Origin of the sequence: Nocardioides aequoreus, assembly GCF_000720335.1 — a bacterium.
GTDB classification, from domain to species: domain Bacteria; phylum Actinomycetota; class Actinomycetes; order Propionibacteriales; family Nocardioidaceae; genus Marmoricola; species Marmoricola aequoreus.
In genome coordinates this window covers 16,721-33,571 of record NZ_JOJN01000007.1, presented here as the reverse complement: position 1 = coordinate 33,571, position 16,851 = coordinate 16,721, and the positions used below count along the sequence as shown (strand labels likewise).

General features: G+C 73.7%; 21 protein-coding genes and 3 tRNA genes. 13 read left to right on the top strand and 11 right to left on the bottom strand.

What is annotated here, in order from left to right; genetic code table 11:
- The first annotated feature begins 159 nt into the window (after positions 1–159).
- Genes IG63_RS0113355 through rdgB form a run of 4 tightly spaced genes read left to right on the top strand, consistent with a single transcriptional unit; the run spans position 160 to position 3,304 of the window.
- Positions 160–1,110, top strand: a complete 951-nt coding sequence (locus tag IG63_RS0113355; RefSeq protein WP_051706768.1) for an ABC transporter ATP-binding protein — start codon at positions 160–162, stop codon at positions 1,108–1,110.
- Positions 1,107–1,922, top strand: a complete 816-nt coding sequence (locus tag IG63_RS0113350; protein WP_030484858.1) for an ABC transporter permease — start codon at positions 1,107–1,109, stop codon at positions 1,920–1,922. Before IG63_RS0113355 ends, IG63_RS0113350 begins: the two co-directional genes overlap by 4 nt.
- Before the next feature lie 43 nt (positions 1,923–1,965).
- Positions 1,966–2,691, top strand: coding sequence for a ribonuclease PH (gene rph, locus IG63_RS0113345; protein ID WP_030484857.1), 726 nt, complete (start codon positions 1,966–1,968; stop codon positions 2,689–2,691).
- Positions 2,684–3,304: an RdgB/HAM1 family non-canonical purine NTP pyrophosphatase gene (gene rdgB / locus IG63_RS0113340; protein ID WP_030484856.1), complete on the top strand. Its 621-nt coding sequence runs from the start codon at positions 2,684–2,686 to the stop codon at positions 3,302–3,304. Before rph ends, rdgB begins: the two co-directional genes overlap by 8 nt.
- A 6-nt stretch (positions 3,305–3,310) precedes the next feature.
- Here the strand turns inward: rdgB and IG63_RS0113335 are convergent, their stop codons facing one another.
- The 4 genes from IG63_RS0113335 to bcp all read right to left on the bottom strand — a co-directional run bounded on the left by IG63_RS0113335 (position 3,311) and on the right by bcp (position 5,776).
- Entirely contained in the window at positions 3,311–4,180 is an 870-nt protein-coding gene (locus tag IG63_RS0113335) for a bile acid:sodium symporter family protein (RefSeq protein ID WP_030484855.1), read from the bottom strand.
- Between the two features lie 18 nt (positions 4,181–4,198).
- Complete coding sequence (locus tag IG63_RS0113330) at positions 4,199–5,128, bottom strand: NADP-dependent oxidoreductase (protein WP_030484854.1); 930 nt, start codon at positions 5,126–5,128, stop codon at positions 4,199–4,201.
- A 47-nt stretch (positions 5,129–5,175) separates the two neighbouring features.
- Positions 5,176–5,257, bottom strand: a tRNA-Leu gene (locus IG63_RS0113325).
- A 15-nt stretch (positions 5,258–5,272) separates the two neighbouring features.
- A complete protein-coding gene (bcp, locus tag IG63_RS0113320) occupies positions 5,273–5,776 on the bottom strand; it encodes a thioredoxin-dependent thiol peroxidase (RefSeq protein WP_030484853.1) in 504 nt (167 codons plus the stop codon).
- A 54-nt stretch (positions 5,777–5,830) separates the two neighbouring features.
- On the opposite strand from bcp, the gene IG63_RS0113315 reads away from it, so the two are divergent.
- The 6 genes from IG63_RS0113315 to IG63_RS0113290 are packed head-to-tail and all read left to right on the top strand — an operon-like array spanning position 5,831 to position 9,039.
- Positions 5,831–6,544 carry an energy-coupling factor ABC transporter permease gene (locus tag IG63_RS0113315; protein ID WP_030484852.1) on the top strand — a complete coding sequence of 238 codons (714 nt, stop codon included), beginning with the start codon at positions 5,831–5,833 and terminating at the stop codon, positions 6,542–6,544.
- Positions 6,541–6,906 (top strand): PDGLE domain-containing protein, encoded by a 366-nt coding sequence (locus IG63_RS23065; protein WP_051706766.1) that lies wholly within the window; start codon positions 6,541–6,543, stop codon positions 6,904–6,906. Before IG63_RS0113315 ends, IG63_RS23065 begins: the two co-directional genes overlap by 4 nt.
- Before the next feature lies 1 nt (position 6,907).
- Positions 6,908–7,606 carry a cobalt ECF transporter T component CbiQ gene (gene cbiQ / locus IG63_RS0113305; protein ID WP_030484850.1) on the top strand — a complete coding sequence of 233 codons (699 nt, stop codon included), beginning with the start codon at positions 6,908–6,910 and terminating at the stop codon, positions 7,604–7,606.
- Positions 7,603–8,361 carry an energy-coupling factor ABC transporter ATP-binding protein gene (locus IG63_RS0113300; RefSeq protein ID WP_030484849.1) on the top strand — a complete coding sequence of 253 codons (759 nt, stop codon included), beginning with the start codon at positions 7,603–7,605 and terminating at the stop codon, positions 8,359–8,361. Before cbiQ ends, IG63_RS0113300 begins: the two co-directional genes overlap by 4 nt.
- A 43-nt stretch (positions 8,362–8,404) precedes the next feature.
- Entirely contained in the window at positions 8,405–8,656 is a 252-nt protein-coding gene (locus IG63_RS0113295) for a DUF3618 domain-containing protein (protein ID WP_030484848.1), read from the top strand.
- A gap of 47 nt (positions 8,657–8,703) precedes the next feature.
- Positions 8,704–9,039 (top strand): GroES family chaperonin, encoded by a 336-nt coding sequence (locus tag IG63_RS0113290; RefSeq protein ID WP_030484847.1) that lies wholly within the window; start codon positions 8,704–8,706, stop codon positions 9,037–9,039.
- 21 nt (positions 9,040–9,060) lie between these two features.
- Here IG63_RS0113290 and IG63_RS21590 read toward each other — a convergent pair whose 3' ends face one another.
- Together IG63_RS21590 and IG63_RS0113280 are read right to left on the bottom strand one after the other, a co-directional pair.
- On the bottom strand, positions 9,061–11,148 hold the full coding sequence (locus IG63_RS21590; protein ID WP_051706765.1) for a sensor histidine kinase: 2,088 nt from the start codon (positions 11,146–11,148) through the stop codon (positions 9,061–9,063).
- Between the two features lie 88 nt (positions 11,149–11,236).
- Positions 11,237–11,482, bottom strand: coding sequence for a superinfection immunity protein (locus IG63_RS0113280; protein WP_211249323.1), 246 nt, complete (start codon positions 11,480–11,482; stop codon positions 11,237–11,239).
- Positions 11,483–11,592: 110 nt separating this feature from the next.
- Between IG63_RS0113280 and IG63_RS0113275 the strand changes: the two genes are divergently transcribed.
- Together IG63_RS0113275 and IG63_RS0113270 are read left to right on the top strand one after the other, a co-directional pair.
- A tRNA-Lys gene (locus IG63_RS0113275) sits at positions 11,593–11,668 on the top strand.
- A gap of 134 nt (positions 11,669–11,802) precedes the next feature.
- Positions 11,803–12,786, top strand: coding sequence for a pirin family protein (locus IG63_RS0113270; protein ID WP_030484844.1), 984 nt, complete (start codon positions 11,803–11,805; stop codon positions 12,784–12,786).
- Between the two features lie 50 nt (positions 12,787–12,836).
- On the opposite strand, the gene IG63_RS0113265 is transcribed toward IG63_RS0113270, so the two are convergent.
- Both IG63_RS0113265 and orn read right to left on the bottom strand, forming a co-directional pair.
- Positions 12,837–12,912 (bottom strand) — tRNA-His (locus IG63_RS0113265).
- A gap of 42 nt (positions 12,913–12,954) precedes the next feature.
- Positions 12,955–13,632: an oligoribonuclease gene (gene orn, locus IG63_RS0113260; protein ID WP_281174295.1), complete on the bottom strand. Its 678-nt coding sequence runs from the start codon at positions 13,630–13,632 to the stop codon at positions 12,955–12,957.
- A 48-nt stretch (positions 13,633–13,680) separates the two neighbouring features.
- Between orn and IG63_RS0113255 the strand changes: the two genes are divergently transcribed.
- Positions 13,681–14,724: an adenosine deaminase gene (locus tag IG63_RS0113255; protein ID WP_030484842.1), complete on the top strand. Its 1,044-nt coding sequence runs from the start codon at positions 13,681–13,683 to the stop codon at positions 14,722–14,724.
- Here IG63_RS0113255 and IG63_RS20775 read toward each other — a convergent pair.
- The 3 genes from IG63_RS20775 to IG63_RS0113240 are packed head-to-tail and all read right to left on the bottom strand — an operon-like array spanning position 14,675 to position 16,840.
- The gene (locus IG63_RS20775; RefSeq protein ID WP_036195534.1) at positions 14,675–15,187 is read right to left on the bottom strand and encodes a hypothetical protein; all 513 of its coding nucleotides are present in this window, start codon (positions 15,185–15,187) and stop codon (positions 14,675–14,677) included. The two genes, IG63_RS0113255 and IG63_RS20775, sit on opposite strands and share 50 nt — an antisense overlap.
- A 31-nt stretch (positions 15,188–15,218) precedes the next feature.
- Entirely contained in the window at positions 15,219–16,067 is an 849-nt protein-coding gene (locus IG63_RS0113245; protein WP_030484841.1) for a fumarylacetoacetate hydrolase family protein, read from the bottom strand.
- Positions 16,067–16,840, bottom strand: coding sequence for an SDR family oxidoreductase (locus IG63_RS0113240; RefSeq protein WP_030484840.1), 774 nt, complete (start codon positions 16,838–16,840; stop codon positions 16,067–16,069). Before IG63_RS0113240 ends, IG63_RS0113245 begins: the two co-directional genes overlap by 1 nt.
- Between the last annotated feature and the right edge of the window lie 11 nt (positions 16,841–16,851).

Below are 16,851 nucleotides of genomic sequence, written 5' to 3'. Positions count from 1 at the left end.
CCACCCTAGGAGCGAGGAGGGCGGCGCGGCATCGTCCCGGAGACGCGCCCAGCCGGGCGCGGCGTCGTACTTTGGTCGCGCGACCAGAGTCCCCGGGCCGACGCGCGGGGGCGACCGCAGCGGCCAGGCTGACGGCATGGCTCCCGGAAGGAATCCTCGATGATCCAGCTCGACCACGTCACCAAGCGGTACGGCGGGTTCACGGCGGTCGACGACGTGTCGTTCACCGCTCGCCCCGGCCGCGTCACCGGCTTCCTCGGCCCCAACGGGGCCGGCAAGACCACCAGCATGCGCATCATGGTCGGCCTGACGCACCCCGACCAGGGCAGCATCACGATCGGCGGTCACCGCTACCACGACATCCCCAACCCTGCCCGCCACGTCGGCACGCTGCTCGACGCCTCGGCCCAGCACGCCGGCCGCACCGGCCGGGAAGTGCTGCGCATCACCGCCGGCACGATCGGCGTCGGTCGCGACCGGGTCGAGGAGATGCTGACCCTGGTCGGCCTCGACGGCTCCGAGGCCAAGCGCCGGGTGCGCAACTACTCCCTGGGCATGCGCCAGCGGCTCGGCATTGCCAACGCGCTGCTGGGCGACCCCTCCGTGCTCGTCCTCGACGAGCCGGCCAACGGCCTCGACCCGGCCGGCATCCACTGGATGCGCGGGCTGCTGCGGTCCTTCGCCTCGCAGGGCGGCACCGTGCTGCTCTCCTCGCACCTGCTGCACGAGGTGGAGATGATCGCCGACGACATGGTGCTCATCGGGCGTGGGAAGATCGTCGCCCAGGGCACCAAGGCCGAGCTGCTGCAGACCCGTGGGTCGTTCGCCCGCGCCGAGCAGCCCGACGCGCTGGCGGCCGCGCTCCGCGAGGCCGGCGTCGAGGCCGTCACCTCGGGCGACCAGGGCGTCCGCGCGGAGTGCGACCCCGTCGAGATCGGCCGCGTGGCCGCTCGCGCCGGCGTCGTCCTCGTCGAGCTGCGCCCGGCCGACGGCGCCGGGCTGGAGGAGATGTTCCTCCAGCTCACCGCGGGCGACGCCCGCGAGCAGGTGGGTGCCTCGCCGGCCCCCCAGACCGACCCGTCCGCCTCGACCGCCGGAGCGACCCGATGAGCACGACCACCGCCACTCCCGACCCCCGCACCACCCTCGACCTCTCGCACACCAAGCCGATCTCCTTCCTCACCCAGCTGCGGGTGGAGCTGCGCAAGAGCTACGACACCCGCGCCGGGCTGTGGCTGCTCATCGTCATCGCCGCCTTCGCCGCCCTCGGCATGGCCATCGTGGTCGCGGTCGGCCTGACCCAGGACGACTTCGAGCCGGAGTTCGGCACCTTCTTCTCCACGACCAACTACACGACGGCCGTGCTGCTGCCCGTGCTCGGCATCATGCTGGTGACGAGCGAGTGGAACCAGCGCACCGCGATGGTGACCTTCACCCTGGAGCCACGGCGCACGCGGGTGGTGCTGGCCAAGCTGGTCGCGGGGCTGCTGCTGGCCCTGGTGGTGGCCGTGGTCGCCACCGGCATCGCCGCGATCTGCAACCTGCTCTACGGCCTGCTCTCCGGCGACGGGGCGTCCTGGAGCCTCGGGGAGGTCTCGGTGCCCGGCTTCCTGCTGCTCCAGACGATCGGCATGCTGTCGGGCTTCGCGCTGGCCGCGCTCTTCCTCAACACGGCGGCCGCGATCGTCGTCTTCTTCCTCTACTCCTTCGTGCTCCCGCCGGTCTTCCTGCTCGCGGCCGCGCTGCTCGAGTGGGTGCGCGACATCCAGCCGTGGATCGACTTCAGCGCCGCGCAGGGCCCGCTCTTCGACTGGAGCATCGAGGGCGAGGAGTGGGCCCACCTCGCGGTCTCGGGCGCGATCTGGCTGTTGCTCCCGCTCGCCATCGGCGTGTGGCGGGTGCTGCGGGCCGAGGTGAAGTAGCCACCCTCTCGAGGCCCACGAGAGGCCCACTAGGGTCGCCGGCATGACTTCGCGTGCTGACGGCCGGGCCGACGACCAGCTCCGCCCCGTCCGGGTGACCCGCCACTGGCAGGACCACCCGGCGGGGTCGGTGCTGGTCGAGTTCGGTCGCACCCGCGTGCTGTGCGCCGCCTCGGCGTCGGAGGGTGTGCCGCGCTGGCGCAAGGGCTCGGGGCTCGGCTGGGTGACCGCGGAGTACGCGATGCTCCCGTCGGCCACCAACACCCGCTCCGACCGCGAGTCGGTCAAGGGCCGCATCGGGGGGCGCACCCACGAGATCTCCCGCCTCATCGGCCGCTCGCTGCGTGCGGTGATCGACTACCGGGCGCTGGGGGAGAACACCATCGTGCTCGACTGCGACGTGCTCCAGGCCGACGGCGGCACCCGCACCGCCGCGATCACCGGGGCGTACGTCGCCCTCGCCGACGCCGTCGCCCACCTGCGCACGCAGGGGGCGCTCGCCGGCGACCCGCTCACCGGCTCGGTCGCGGCCGTCTCGGTCGGCATCGTCGACGGCCTGCCCCGGCTCGACCTGCCCTACGAGGAGGACGTGCGCGCCGAGACCGACATGAACGTCGTGATGACCGGGCAGGGCAGCTTCGTGGAGGTGCAGGGCACCGCCGAGGGCGCGGCCTTCGACCGCCGCGAGCTCGACGGCCTGCTCGACCTCGCCGTCAAGGGCTGCGCCGACCTGACCCGCATCCAGGAGCAGGCGCTCGCGGATGGCTGACGCTGCACGCCTGGTCGTGGCCTCGCGCAACGCCGGCAAGGTCGCCGAGATGCACCGGCTGCTCGTCGCGCACGTGCCCGACGTGGAGGTGCTCGGCCTCGCCGACGTGGCGGCGTACGACGAGCCGGTCGAGGACCAGCCCACCTTCGAGGGCAACGCCCTGCTCAAGGCCCGGGCCGGCGTCGCCGCCACGGGCCTGCCCTGCATCGCCGACGACAGCGGGCTGTGCGTCGATGCGCTCCAGGGCATGCCCGGCGTGCTCTCGGCGCGGTGGTCGGGGCCGCCGAAGTCCGACGAGCGCAACAACCGGCTGCTGCTCGACCAGCTCGCCGACGTGCCGGCGGAGCGCCGCGGTGCGGAGTTCCGCTGCGCCGTCGCGTGCGTGCTGCCCGACGGGCGCACCGTCGTGGTCGAGGGCGTGATGCGCGGCCGCGTCATCACCGAGCTGCGCGGCGAGGGGGGCTTCGGCTACGACGTGCTCTTCGTGCCCGACGACCAGGAGGGCGAGCTCACGTCGGCGGAGATGACGCCGGCGCAGAAGGACGCCGTCTCCCACCGCGGCCGTGCGCTGCGCGAGATCGCGCCGCAGGTCGCGACGCTGCTCACGTCGTAGGCCCGCTCAGGCGGCCGGTGCGGCCACCGAGGTGCGCCGCACCAGCAGCGAGCCCCAGGCGACGGCGAAGGCGAACATGAAGAGCGAGTAGACCGCCGCCGGCACGGAGGCCTCGGTGCTGCCCAGCACCTCGACCGCGACGAAGATCGCGAGCGTCGCGTTGTGGACGCCGATCTCCATCGACGAGGCGATCGCCTGCGGCACGCCGACGCCGAGCGCGCGCGGGACGGCGTACCCGAGGACCAGGCTGGTCGCGCAGAAGACCGCGCAGGCGACTCCGACGGAGGCGAGGTAGCCGACGACGTCCTCGCGCTGGTCGAGCAGGATCCCGAGCACCAGGACGGCCAGCACGACCGCGGACCCGACGCGCACCGGTCGGTCCATCCGCTCCGCGAAGTCGCGCCGCCGGGCCCGCACCACCATGCCCACGACCACCGGCACCAGGATGATCGCGAAGACGCCGAGCACCTCGCCGAGCGGCAGCGAGACCTCGCCGGCGAGGTCGAACCAGGAGATCGCGAAGCCGGTGATGAGCGGCAGCGTGACGAAGGCGATCACGCTGTTGATGGCGGTCAGGGTGATGTTGAGCGCGACGTCGCCGTGGAAGAGGTGGCTGAAGAGGTTGGCCGTGGTGCCACCGGGGGACGACGCGAGCAGCATCATGCCGACCGCGAGCAGGGGCGGCAGGTCGAGCGCGAGCACCAGCCCGAAGCAGAAGACGGGCAGCACGACCAGCTGGCACACCAGCGCCACGACCACGGCACGCGGGTGGCGCGTGACGCGCCGGAAGTCCTCCAGGGTCAGGTCGAGCCCCAGGCCGAGCATGATGACGGCCAGGGCCAGCGGCAGCCCGACCGTGGTGAGCGCGCTGTCCATGGCCGGACTGTAGTGACCTCAGAGGGTGACGACGACCTTTCCGCCCGGGTGGCCCTCCTCGGAGTGGCGGTGCGCCGCGGCGATCTCCTCGAGCGGGTACGTCGCCGCGACGCGCACGCGCAGCCGGCCGTCGTCGGCGAGCGCGGCCAGGGCCTCGAGGCCCTCGCGGTCCGGGCGTACGAAGACGTAGGTGCCGCCGAGGTCCCTGACGGCGGGGTCGATCACGGAGACGATGCGGGTGCCGCCCTCGACCTGCCGGGGGGCGTCGTCGAGCGCGTCGCCCCCGATCAGGTCGAGCACGGCGTCGACCTTGCCGCTGCCGGCCGCGAGCTGCTCGCTGATCGGTCCGGCCGTGTAGTCGAGCACCTCGTCGGCCCCGAGCTCGCGCAGCCAGTCGTGGGCACCGGCGCTCGCCGTCGCCACCACGTGCGCGCCCTGCGCCTTGGCGATCTGCACGGCCAGGTGGCCGACGCCCCCGGACGCGGCGTGCACCAGCACCCGGTCGCCGTCGGTGACCTCGAGCCCCTCGGTGAGGGCCTGGTAGGCCGTCAGTCCCGCCAGCGGCAGGGCGGCGGCCTCCTCGAAGGAGAGGGAGGCGGGCTTGGGAGCCAGGGTGCGCTCGGGCGCGGCGACCAGCTCGGCGGAGGTGCCCAGGGCGACGTCGTCGCGGCGCACGTAGCCGTAGACCTCGTCACCGGGCACCAGCCCCGTGCGCACGGCGGGACCGACGGCCTCGACGACGCCGGCGACGTCCCACCCGGGCACGATGGGCAGGTGGTGGGGCAGGGCCCCCTGCAGGTAGCCCTGGCGCACCTTCCAGTCGACCGGGTTGACGCTGGTGGCGCGGGCGCGCACCAGCACGCTGTCGGGCCCGACGGGAGGCTCGGGGACGTCGCGGACCTCGAGCACCTCGGGGCCGCCGAACTCGTCGTAGATCGCTGCTCGCATGGCTGTCACAACGTCGCGCCACCCCGGGGATGTTCCGTGCCACGACGTGCCGGAGGGGGGACTCGAACCCCCACGCCCGAAGGCACGGGCACCTAAAGCCCGCGTGTCTGCCGATTCCACCACTCCGGCCGAGGCGGCACGATCCTACGAGGCGGAGGTCTCCAGCCCGAGGTCCCTGCGGAGCTTGGCGACGTGACCGGTGGCCTTGACGTTGTACTGCGCGACCTCCACGGTGCCGTCCTCGTTGACGACGACGGTCGAGCGGATCACGCCCTGCACCACCTTGCCGTAGAGCTTCTTCTCGCCGAAGGCGCCGTACGCCGTCATCACCGACCGGTCCTCGTCGGAGGCCAGCGTGATGCCCAGGCCGTCGCGCTCGCGGAAGCGGGCGAGCTTGGCCGGCTTGTCGGGGGAGATGCCCACCACCTCGTAGCCGGCGGACCGCAGCGACTCCAGGGAGTCGCTGAAGTCGCACGCCTGCTTGGTGCAGCCGGGCGTCATCGCGGCGGGGTAGAAGTAGACGATCACGCGGCGTCCGCGCAGGTCGGCCAGCGAGACCTCGCCGCCGTCGTCGGTGGGCAGGGTGAAGTCGGGGGCCACGTCGCCGGGGGACAGCCGGGCAGGGGGCGTGGCGTCGGTCTGGGTCACGGGCTCTCCGAACGGCTAGTTGCGAACAGTTTGCAGAAGGTGTTTGCTCGCGACATGCACGTACCCGACGGATTCCTCGACGCGCCGACGTCGATCGCGACCGGGGTGGTCGCGGCCGGGGCCGTGGCGGTCGCCCTGCGGGGTGCGCGCCGCGAGCTCGACGACCGTACCGCGCCCATGGCCGGGCTGGTCGCGACCTTCGTCTTCGCCGCCCAGATGGTCAACTTCCCCGTCGGTGCCGGCACCTCCGGCCACCTCATGGGCGGGGCCCTGGCCGCCGTGCTCGTCGGTCCGTGGACCGGGGTGCTGTGCGTCAGCGTCGTGCTGATCGTGCAGGCGCTCTTCATGGCCGACGGCGGGATCACCGCGATCGGCACCAACATCACGCTGCTCGCCCTCGTGGGCGTCGCCGTGGGCTGGCTGGTCTTCGTGGCCGTGCGCGCGATCCTGCCGCGGCGGCTGAGCAGCGTCGCCCCGGCAGCCGCCGTCGCCGCGCTGGTCAGCGTGCCCGTCGCGTCGCTCGTCTTCACCGCGCTCTTCGCCGTCGGCGGCACCGCGCCGATCGCCACCGACCGGGTGCTGACCGCGATGCTCACCTGGCACCTCGCCATCGGCGTGGGCGAGGCCGTGGTGACGGCGCTGGTGGTCGGGGCGGTGGTGGCCTCACGGCCCGACCTCGTCCACGGGGCCCGCCCGGCCCTGGCCGCACGGCGCGCCGAGACCGCCGCGCGCGTCGCGGCCGCGACCCCCACGGGGGAGCGGGCGTGAGCGGGGGAGCGCGGTCCAACCGCCGCTTCTTCGCGGCGTTCCTGCTCGTCAGCGTGCTGGTGGCCGCCGGGCTGAGCTACTTCGCCTCCTCCCACCCCGACGGGCTGGAGTTCGTCGCGGAGGAGACCGGCTTCCTCGACCGGGCGGAGGACTCGCCCACCGCGGCCAGCCCGCTCGCGGACTACACGACCGAGGGCGTCGACAACGCCTGGGCGAGCGGCGCCATCGCCGGGGTGGCCGGGCTCGCGCTGACCCTCGGCCTCGGTGGGGGGCTCTTCTGGGTGCTGCGCCGCAAGGGCGAGGACGACGCCGCCGACGCCGACGAGGACGCCGACGGGCCCGTCACGGCCGGGAGCCGCTGACGTGGGTGCCGGGCACGGCCACCGGCTCCACTACCACGGGCACAGCCCGGTGCACCGCGCTCCGGCGCACCTGAAGATCGCCACCCTGCTGGCCTTCGTGCTGCTCGTCGTGGCCACGCCCCACGCGTGGGTGTGGGCCTTCGCGGCGTACGCCGCGCTGCTGCTCGGCGTGGTCGCGCTGAGCCGGGTGCCGGCGGCGTACCTGGCCAAGCGGATGGTGGTCGAGGTGCCCTTCGTCGTCTTCGCGGTGCTGGTGCCCTTCGTCTCCCACGGCCCGCGCACCGAGGTGCTCGGGCTGAGCGTCTCGGAGCCCGGGCTGTGGGCGGCCTGGGGCCTGCTGGCCAAGGGCACCATCGGCGTGCTGGCCTCGCTCACGGTCGCCGCGACCACCGAGCCGCAGCAGCTGCTCGCCGGGCTGCGGCGGCTCCGGCTGCCCGACCAGCTGGTCCAGATCGCGGGCTTCATGCTGCGCTACCTCGACGTGGTGACCGAGGAGCTGGGCCGGATGATGGTCGCGATGCGCTCGCGCGGCTGCGACCCGCGCTCGCCGCGGCACTGGCCGGCGGTGGGCCGCACCCTCGGCGCGCTCTTCGTGCGCTCCTACGAGCGCGGCGAGCGGGTGCACCTGGCGATGCTGTCGCGGGGGTACGACGGACGCATGCCCGACCTTCCCGCACCGGCCCACCGGGAGCACGCGTGAGCGAGCCCGTCCTCGACGTACGCCGCCTCGCCCACGCCTACCCCGACGGGCACGAGGCGCTGCGCGGCGTCGACCTGCACGTGCACCGGGGCGAGCGGGTGGCGCTGCTCGGTCCCAACGGCGCCGGCAAGACCACGCTGGTGCTGCACCTCAACGGCATCCTCACGCCGACCGCGGGCTCGGTGAGCGTCTCGGGGCTGCCCGTCGGGGCACCCCACCTGCAGGAGGTGCGGCGCCGGGTCGGCGTCGTCTTCCAGGACCCCGACGACCAGCTCTTCATGGGCAGCGTGCACGACGACGTCGCCTTCGGACCGGCCAACCTCGGGCTGCGCGGCGAGGCGCTGCGGGCGCGGGTGCGGCGCGCGCTCGAGCAGGTCGGCATGCAGGACTACGCCGACCGGCCGCCGCACCACCTCTCCTACGGGCAGCGCCGTCGGGTGGCCGTGGCGACGGTGCTGGCGATGGAGCCCGAGGTGCTGGTGCTCGACGAGCCGTCGTCCAACCTCGATCCCGCCTCGCGTCGTGAGCTCGCCGACATCCTGCGATCCCTCGACGTCACGGTGCTCATGGTGACCCACGACCTGCCCTACGCCCTGGAGCTGTGCCCGCGCGCGGTCGTGCTGCACGACGGCGTCATCGCCGCCGACGGCGCGACCGTCGACCTGCTCGGCGACCCGGAGCAGATGGCGCGCCACCGCCTGGAGCTCCCCTTCGGCTTCGACCCGCGCGCCGCACTGGGCCACCGGCCCGCTTGATAGCCTGCGGCGCGTTGTCCCCTCGCCAGTCAGGAGCCCCGGAGTGACCGATCAGCAGGTGTCGTCCCTCGAGCGCGACATCGAGGAGACCCGCGACCGGCTCGCCGCCACGATCGACGAGCTGGTCTACCGCGCCAACCCCAAGACCATCGCCCGCCGGCAGGTCCGCGACGTCAAGGCGCACTTCGTCGCCCCCGACGGCTCGCCCCGGCAGGACAACATCCTCAAGGCCGTGGGTGGCGTCGTCGGCGTGGTGGCGCTCTTCGTGCTCGTGCGCCGCGTCGCCGGCAGCTGAGCGAGCCGTACGCCGTGGCAGCCGGAGGCGCGGGCGGACTCGCCAGCATGACGCAGCCGTCGGGGGAGAAGACCCCGATCCGGATGCTGCACGACCGGCTGCTCGTGGCCGTCGACAGCGAGCCGGGGGAGCGCCGGTCGACCGGCGGCATCCTGATCCCGGCGACGGCGGCCCTGGGCGGGCGCCGGCTCTCCTGGTGCAAGGTGGTGGCCGTCGGCCCGCACGTGCGCACCATCGAGGTGGGTGACCGGGTGCTCTTCGACCCCGACGACAAGGCGGAGGTCGAGGTGAGCGGCGAGCTCTACGTCGTGGTGCGCGAGCGTGACGTGCACGCCGTGGCGGCCGACCGGCTGGGCGACGCCCAGACCGGCCTCTACCTGTAGCCGCCCGCTCCCAGGCTGCCCCTAGGCCGGTACCTCGACAGGCTCCGCGTCGGCCGCGGGCTCCGGTGGTGAGGGGTCGACCGGCACCCGGAAGACGAAGGTCGTGCCGGACCCGGGCGTCGAGGTGAAGCTGATGTCACCACCGTGGGCCTCGGCGATCGAGCGCACGATCGACAGGCCCAGCCCGGTGCCCTGGATGGCGTTCTGCGTCGCGGTGCTGGAGCGGAAGAAGCGGGCGAAGAGCTGCGCCTGCTCGGCCTCGGGGATGCCGACGCCGGTGTCGGCGACCTCCACGAGCGCCTCGTCGGCCGCCACGTGCACCGCGACGTCGACCCGGCCTCCGGCGGGGGTGAACTTCACGGCGTTGCCGACCAGGTTGAGCACCAGCCGCTCCAGCTGGTGGGGGTCCGCCTGCAGCAGGACCTGCGACGGCCGCTCGGGCAGGCGCAGCTCCAGGGCGACGCCGCCCTTGCGCGCGGCGTGCGCCATCTCCTCGACGGCGCCGCGCACGGCCGTCACCAGGTCGGTCGGCACCTTGTCGACCCGCAGGCCGCCCTCCTCGACCCGCGCCAGGGTGAGCAGGTCCTCCACGAGGTGCAACAGCCGCTCGCTGTTGCGGTCGATCTTCTCCACCAGGTGGTCCTGCGCCGGGGTCAGCGCCTCCGCGACCTCCGAACGCAGCAGCTCGGTGTAGCCGATGATGCTGGTCAGCGGGGTGCGCAGCTCGTGGCTGACGGCCGAGACGAAGTCGTTCTTGGCCTGGTCGAGCTGGCGCATCCGCTCGATGGTCTCGCGGTCCTTGTCGCGGGCCTGCACCAGCGCCTGCTCGGCGGCACGCCGGTCGGTGACGTCGCGCACCACCGAGAGGTGGCCGACGACCTCGCCGCCGCGGTCGCGCACCACGGTCACGCTGACCGACACGGTGAGCCGGTGGCCGTCGCGGTGCACGTAGGTCCAGTCGCGCGTCCCGGTCGGCTCGCCGGCCCGGGACTGGTCGGTGACGACCGCGTAGCCGTAGCCGACACCGAGCTGGGTGGCGCGCGAGAGGACCTCGCGAGGGTCGTGCAGCAGCAGCGGGTCCCGCCGCCCCACCAGCTCCTCGGCCTGGTAGCCGGTGAGCCGCTCGGCGCCGGGGCTGAACCACGTGACGACGCCCGCGAGGTCGGTGGCGACGAAGGCGGTGCTGTCGGCCGACTCCATGAGGTGGCCGAGGCGCACCTCGTCCTCGCGGATGCGGTGCAGCGAGGCCCGCAGCGCGCCCATGGCGACGACGAAGGTGACCGAGGTGACGCCGGCGACGGCGAGGAAGGTCTGGGCGGAGGCCGCCATGTCGACGAGCGAGGCGTCGGGGTGCATCGGGCCGAAGGGACCCACCCCCGCACGCGAGGCGAGCACGACGGCCAGCGAGACGGCGTACAGCTCCGCCGCGGCCCAGGAGGGCGGGAAGCGCGAGGCCGACCAGGCGAGCATCGGCAGCAGCAGGTAGCCGACCGGCTGGTCGGCGGAGGCGCTGCCGTAGAGCAGCGCACCCACCGCCAGCAGCCCCAGGTGCAGTGCCACCTCCGAGGTGCTCACCCGCTCGGGACGCGACTCGCGCGCGACGAAGAGCGGCAGCACCAGCAGCAGGGCCGAGCCGTGGGTGAGGCTGAGCCAGGTCAGCACCCGCCAGGGCCCCGTGTCGTGGTGGATGGCCTCGACGAAGGCGATGGTCGACGCGCACGCGAGCGAGCCCGCCACCACGGCGACGAACCAGCGTCGGAAGTCGCTCCAGGAGGCCAGTCGGGCGCGGCCCGCGGTGCCGCGGCGGGCGAGACCCACGACGAGCAGCACCTCGAGGGTGCAGCCGAGGGCGAGCGCGACGCTGAGCACCTGCTCGACCCCGGTGATGGCCGCCGCGAGGCCCACCACACCGCCCGTCGTGGCGGCTCCCAGGAGCAGCGCCCCGCGGGGGAGGAGCAGCAGGGTGACCACCGCCACGGCGCTCGAGAGCCACCACTGCACCACCAGGCCGTCGAGGGCGCTGTGGCGCAGCGAGGTCCGCGCGAGCTCGTGCACGAGGACGGCGGCGAGCGCCGCCGCAGCGGCACGACGCAGGGGGAAGCGGGTCACGGCGGGTCCTCGGGGCGCGGAGCGACTGGCAGCAGCGTAGGGCGCCCGGACCCGATGACCGGCCGAATCCCCTAGATCGGGCGGGGTGTCAGGTGTACGTCGTGCGGCGGTGCGCCGTCAGCGCCATCACCAGCGCCACCACCCAGCCCACGACGGTCCAGCCGAGCACCAGGTTGACCCAGAAGACCACGCCGGTGTTGGACTTGCCGCGCGTCGCGGCGATGGCCCAGGGCAGGAAGTAGCCGGCGGTCAGCACGGTCAGCACCCAGGCGACCACGACCTGCACGGGCCGGGGACGCTCATCGGTGACCGTGATCGGGTGACGGATGCTCATGGCTCCGAGGGTAGGCGGGTGGGCAACCGCGCACGTGGCCTGCACCACACCGGCTCGATTTCATCTGCGCTGAGCGCCGCTGCTATGGTTCTGGTCGCCCTGAGGGCACTGCGGCATTAGCTCAATTGGCAGAGCAGCTGACTCTTAATCAGCGGGTTCGGGGTTCGAGTCCCTGATGCCGCACCACGCAGTCCCGTGACACGCAGTGCCGCCCGGCCCCTCCTCGGAGGGGCCGTTCGCGTGTCCGGGGTGGGCGCGCGCGAGAAGGTTTACTGCTCAACCACGTTGAGGCACACTGGGAGTCCCCCTGGAGGTGCGCGATGCCCGCAGTGACCCACCCCGACCTGACCCTGCTCGACCGGCTGCCCGGTGTGGGCCTGGGCGACACGGTGCGACCGGTCAAGCAGCTGGTCGACGCCCCGCGCGGCTACGAGGGCGAGGGCTTCCCGGTGCGCCGTGCCTTCGCCGGCGTCGACCTGCGTGACCTCGACCCCTTCGTGCACATGGACCAGATGGGCGAGGTCGAGTACGCCGCCGGCGAGCCCAAGGGCACGCCGTGGCACCCCCACCGAGGCTTCGAGACCGTCACCTACCTCATCGACGGCGTCTTCGACCACCACGACAGCCACGGTGGCGGCGGCTCGATCACCAACGGCGACACCCAGTGGATGACCGCCGGCAGCGGGCTGCTGCACATCGAGACCCCGCCGGAGTGGCTGGTGCAGCAGGGCGGGCTCTTCCACGGCGTGCAGCTGTGGGTGAACCTCCCGCGCGACGCGAAGTGGAACCCCCCGGCCTACCAGGACATCCGCTCGGGCGCCGTCGGACTCGCCACCTCGGCCGACGCCGGGGCGCTGGTCCGCGTCATCGCCGGGACGGTCGGCACGACCCGCGGGCCGGGCTCGACGTACACGCCCATCACGCTGGTGCACGCCACCGTCGAGGCCGGGGCGCGGCTCGACGTGCCCTGGCAGGCCGACCACAACGCGCTCGTCTACGTGCTCTCGGGCCACGGCACGGTGGGCGAGGAGGAGCGACCGGTGCGCACCGGTCACCTCGCCGTGCTCGGCGCCGGCGACGTCGTGACGGTGCACGGCGCCGCCCGGCAGGACAGCCGCACGCCGGCGCTCGACGTGCTGGTCCTGGGCGGTCGGCCCATCCGCGAGCCCGTGGCCTGGGCGGGTCCCTTCGTGATGAACACCAAGGCGGAGGTGCTCCAGGCGCAGGAGGACTTCATGAAGGGACGGCTGGGCACCGTGCCGAGCGTCCACGGCGCACCGACGCGGATGCGCTCGACCCCCTAGCCGGTTCGTGCGAAGGACCCGCAGGCAGGTGCCTGCGGGTCCTTCGGCTGTGGGGTGAGTGACGGGGCTTGAACCCGCGGCCCCCGCGACCACAACGCGGTGCTCTACCAGCTGAGCTACACCCACCACGACCCTCGGGCGGTCACCCGCCTGAAGGCCGCGGCAATACTAGCGGCTGGAGGCGGTCGTGGCCGAATCGGGGCCGCCCTCGTCGCCGCCCCGGTCGCCGCCGTCGTCGCCGAAGCCGGTGAGGGCGCCGCGGTGGAGCCGGGCGATGCGCTTGGCCTCGGTGGAGTCGGGGCCGGGCGGGGCGACGAAGACGGCGTCGCGGTAGTAGCGCAGCTCCTCGATGCTCTCGCGGATGTCGGCCAGCGCGCGGTGGCCGCCGCCCTTCTCGGGGGCGTTGTAGTAGGCGCGGGGGAACCAGCGCCGCGAGAGCTCCTTGATCGAGGAGACGTCGACGATCCGGTAGTGCAGCGCGGCGTCGAGGTCCGGCATGTCGCGGGCCAGGAAGCCGCGGTCGGTGGCCACGGAGTTGCCCGCCAGCGGCGGGCGGCTGCCCTCCGGGCAGTGCTCGGTGACGTACTCCAGCACTCGCTTCTCGGCCTCGGCGAGAGAGACCCCGCCCTCCAGCTCGTCGAGCAGTCCGGACTTGACGTGCATCTCGCGCACGAAGTCGATCATCTGGTCCAGCGCCTCCTGCGGAGGTCGGACCACGATGTCGACGCCCTCGCCGAGCACCTCGAGGTCGTAGTCGGTGACCAGGGCCGCGACCTCGATGAGGGCGTCGGCCTCGAGGTCGAGCCCGGTCATCTCGCAGTCGATCCACACCAGTCGCTCGGTCACGACAGGCACCCTATCCGTGCGTACGTCGCCTCCTGCGATGCTGCCGCCATGGCCGACCGTGACCTCACCCCGTCAGAGCACCCGCTGCGCGCCTTCGTCGAGGGCCTCCCGAAGGCCGAGCTGCACGTGCACCAGGTCGGGTCGGCCTCGCCCGCCATCGTCTCGGCGCTGGCCGAGCGCCACCCCGGCACGGTGCCGAGCGACCCCGACGCGCTGCGCGACTTCTTCCGCTTCCGCGACTTCGCGCACTTCGTGGAGGTCTACCTCGCGGTGGTGGCCCTGGTCCGCGAGCCCGAGGACGTGCGGCTGCTCACCTACGAGGTCGCGCGCGAGATGGCCATCGCGCAGTCGGTGCGCTACGCCGAGCTCACGTGCACGCCGTACACCGCGGTGGCGGCGGGCGTGCCCATCGAGGCCTACACCGAGGCGATCGAGGACGCCCGCGTCGCAGCGGAGCGCGACCACGGCATCGTGCTGCGCTGGATCTACGACATCCCGGGGGAGTCGGGGCTGCCGGCAGCCGACGCGACCCTGCGCCACGCGCTCGACCACGGCCCGCAGGCGCTGGTCGGCTTCGGCCTCGGCGGACCCGAGATCGGGGTGCCGCGGCCGCAGTTCGCCCCGCACTTCGAGGCGGCCCGCGCCGCCGGGCTCCACTCCGTGCCGCACGCGGGCGAGACCACCGGGCCGGAGACCGTGTGGGACGCGCTGCGCCACCTCGGTGCCGAGCGCATCGGCCACGGCGTCTCCGCCGCGCGCGACCCCGAGCTGCTCGCCCACCTGGCGGAGCGCGGCGTGCCGCTGGAGGTGTGCCCGACCTCCAACCTGGCCACCGGCGCGGTGGCCTCGCTGGCCGACCACCCGCTGCGCGCCCTGCGCGACGCGGGCGTCGTGGTGACGGTCAACAGCGACGACCCGCCGATGTTCGGCACCACGCTCAACCAGGAGTACCTCGTCGCCGCCGACCTGCTCGACCTCGACGAGCGGGGGCTCGCCGACCTGGCGCTCACCGCGGTCGAGTGCTCCTTCGCGCCCGAGGAGTTCAAGCAGCGGGTCCGGGCTGAGGTCGGTGCCTACGCCGCACCGGCCTAGGGTCGCCGGGCTGCTCGGCGTAGATCTGCTCCCAGGAGTTGTGCTCGGTGCGGCCGTCGGGTCGCCGGCACTCCAGCCGCACGCGCAGCAGCAGGTGACTGACCTCCCAGTCCTCCTCGTCGCCGTACGCCGCCTCGTCGCGCCGCCAGCGGTAGCCGTGCGCCGTGGCGTCGAAGGGCAGCTCGACGAGCTCCTCCGGCAGCACCCGGTCGACGCGCGCGCGGGGCTCGCCGCCGAGGTCGTCGTGCCACCACACGCGCACGTCGTCGGCGGGCTCGCTGCCGACGTGCCGCAGCACGAGCACCCCGGCGGCCTCGTCGTAGGTGCCCTGGAACTCCACCGGCAGCTGCGGCAGCGCCACTGGCTCGCCGTCGTGCGCCGTGGGGTCGGCGCGGCGGGCCCGCCGCGCGACGTACACCGCGAGCACGGCCAGCGCCGCCACCACCGCCACGAGCCACTCCATGGACGGGGAGCCTAGGGGGAGGGGCGGCGGCTCAGCCCGCGACCACCGGGTTGACCAGGTGGCCGATCCGCGGGATCCGGCACTCCGCGACGTCGCCCGCGCGCACGTGGATCGCGCCGGGGGTGCCGGTGGAGATGACGTCGCCCGGGAAGAGCGGCATCACGGCGCTGTGGAAGGCGACCAGGAAGGCCGGGCTGTAGCGCATGTGGGCCACGGTGTTGGTCCGGGTCTCGGAGCCGTTGACGACCGTGGACACCTCGACGTCGGCGAGGTCGCCGAAGGACTCCAGCACCTCGCCCATCGGGACGATCTCGGGTCCGAAGGAGAAGAAGCCGGGGAAGTTCTTCGACCGGGTCAGGAAGCGCGGGTTGCGCTGCAGGATGTCCTCGGCGGTCTGGTCGAGCACGGTGGTCACGCCGAAGACGTGGTCGAGGGCGTCGGCCTCCGAGACGTTGCGGCACTCCCGGCCGATGACCAGGCCGAGCTCGGCCTCGGCCGTCGTGCGCTCGCTCTGCGGCGGCACGGGGATGTCGTCGCCGGTGCCGATGATGGTGTGGTCGCCCTTGATGAAGGACGCCGGCTCGTCGGGCACGCTCTCCGAGAGGTCGGCGGCGTGGTCGACGTAGTTGAGCCCGATGCCCCACAGCTTGCGGGGGCGGCGGTACGGCGCGGTGAAGCGGACGTCGGCGGCCGGCACGAAGAGCGCGTCGTCGGCCGACCCCGCGGCCCGGCTCAGCGCGTCGTACAGGTCCAGCTCCAGGACGTCGAGCAGCGTGCGCACGTGCGCGTCGGTGAGGGAGGCGACCGGGGCGACGCCGCGGGCGGGGTCGACGACGACCGGCACCTCGGCGCCGTCGCGCAGGATCGTGGCGAGCCGCATCAGTAGCCCCCCACCAGGCCGCCGTCGACGCGCAGCTGCTCGCCGGTCACGTACGCCGCCCGCGTGCTGGCGAGGAAGGCCACCACGGCGCCGTACTCCGCGGGGTCGCCGTAGCGTCCGACGGGGATGGCGGCCTGCGAGGCGGCCTGGGTGTCCTCGACGCTGCGACCGGTGCGGTCGGCCGCCGCCTGGTCGAGCGAGGCCAGCCGGTCGGTGGCGATGCGGCCCGGGAGCACCATGTTGACGGTGACGCCGTCGGCGGCCACGGCACCCGCGAGGGTCTTCAGGTACGCCGCCAGCGCGGCGCGTCCGACGTTGGAGGCGGTGAGCGTGGGGATCGGCTGCTGCACCCCGCTGGAGCCGACGGCCAGCACCCGGCCCCAGCCGCGCGAGCGCATGCCGGGCAGCACCTCGCCGACGAGGGCGACGTGCTGCTTGAGCAGCAGGTCGACGGCGGCCTGGGCGTGGTCGGCGGTGAAGTCGTCGGCGGTGCCGGGCGGCGGGCCGCCGCCGTTGAGCACGAGCACGTCGACCTCGCCGGCGGCCTCGCGCGCCTCGGCGACGATGCGCGCCGGAGCGCCCTCCTCGGTGAGGTCGGCGACGACGCCGTGGGCGGAGGGGAGCGAGCCGGCCAGCTGCTCGACCAGGTCGGCCCGCCGGCCGACGACCACGACGTGCGCACCCTCGGCGGCGAGCGCCTCGGCGCTGGCACGGCCGAGGCCGGAGGTCGAGCCGAGGACGAGGGCGACCTTGCCGTTGAGTCCGAGTTCCATCTGTGCTCCTT

Excerpts from the sequence above, each read along its gene's own strand:
- IG63_RS0113330 (WP_030484854.1), bottom strand. The coding sequence starts at position 5,128 with ATGCGAGCAGCGATCTACGACGAGTTCGGCGGCCCCGAGGTGCTCGAG.
- IG63_RS20775 (WP_036195534.1), bottom strand. The coding sequence starts at position 15,187 with ATGGAGTGGCTCGTGGCGGTGGTGGCGGCGCTGGCCGTGCTCGCGGTG.
- IG63_RS0113315 (WP_030484852.1), top strand. The coding sequence starts at position 5,831 with ATGCACGTACCCGACGGATTCCTCGACGCGCCGACGTCGATCGCGACC.
- IG63_RS0113335 (WP_030484855.1), bottom strand. The coding sequence starts at position 4,180 with ATGGACAGCGCGCTCACCACGGTCGGGCTGCCGCTGGCCCTGGCCGTC.
- IG63_RS0113240 (WP_030484840.1), bottom strand. The coding sequence starts at position 16,840 with ATGGAACTCGGACTCAACGGCAAGGTCGCCCTCGTCCTCGGCTCGACC.
- rdgB (WP_030484856.1), top strand. The coding sequence starts at position 2,684 with ATGGCTGACGCTGCACGCCTGGTCGTGGCCTCGCGCAACGCCGGCAAG.
- IG63_RS0113290 (WP_030484847.1), top strand. The coding sequence starts at position 8,704 with ATGACGCAGCCGTCGGGGGAGAAGACCCCGATCCGGATGCTGCACGAC.
- rph (WP_030484857.1), top strand. The coding sequence starts at position 1,966 with ATGACTTCGCGTGCTGACGGCCGGGCCGACGACCAGCTCCGCCCCGTC.
- IG63_RS0113270 (WP_030484844.1), top strand. The coding sequence starts at position 11,803 with ATGCCCGCAGTGACCCACCCCGACCTGACCCTGCTCGACCGGCTGCCC.
- IG63_RS0113350 (WP_030484858.1), top strand. The coding sequence starts at position 1,107 with ATGAGCACGACCACCGCCACTCCCGACCCCCGCACCACCCTCGACCTC.
- IG63_RS0113245 (WP_030484841.1), bottom strand. The coding sequence starts at position 16,067 with ATGCGGCTCGCCACGATCCTGCGCGACGGCGCCGAGGTGCCGGTCGTC.
- IG63_RS0113355 (WP_051706768.1), top strand. The coding sequence starts at position 160 with ATGATCCAGCTCGACCACGTCACCAAGCGGTACGGCGGGTTCACGGCG.
- IG63_RS0113280 (WP_211249323.1), bottom strand. The coding sequence starts at position 11,482 with ATGAGCATCCGTCACCCGATCACGGTCACCGATGAGCGTCCCCGGCCC.
- IG63_RS0113255 (WP_030484842.1), top strand. The coding sequence starts at position 13,681 with ATGGCCGACCGTGACCTCACCCCGTCAGAGCACCCGCTGCGCGCCTTC.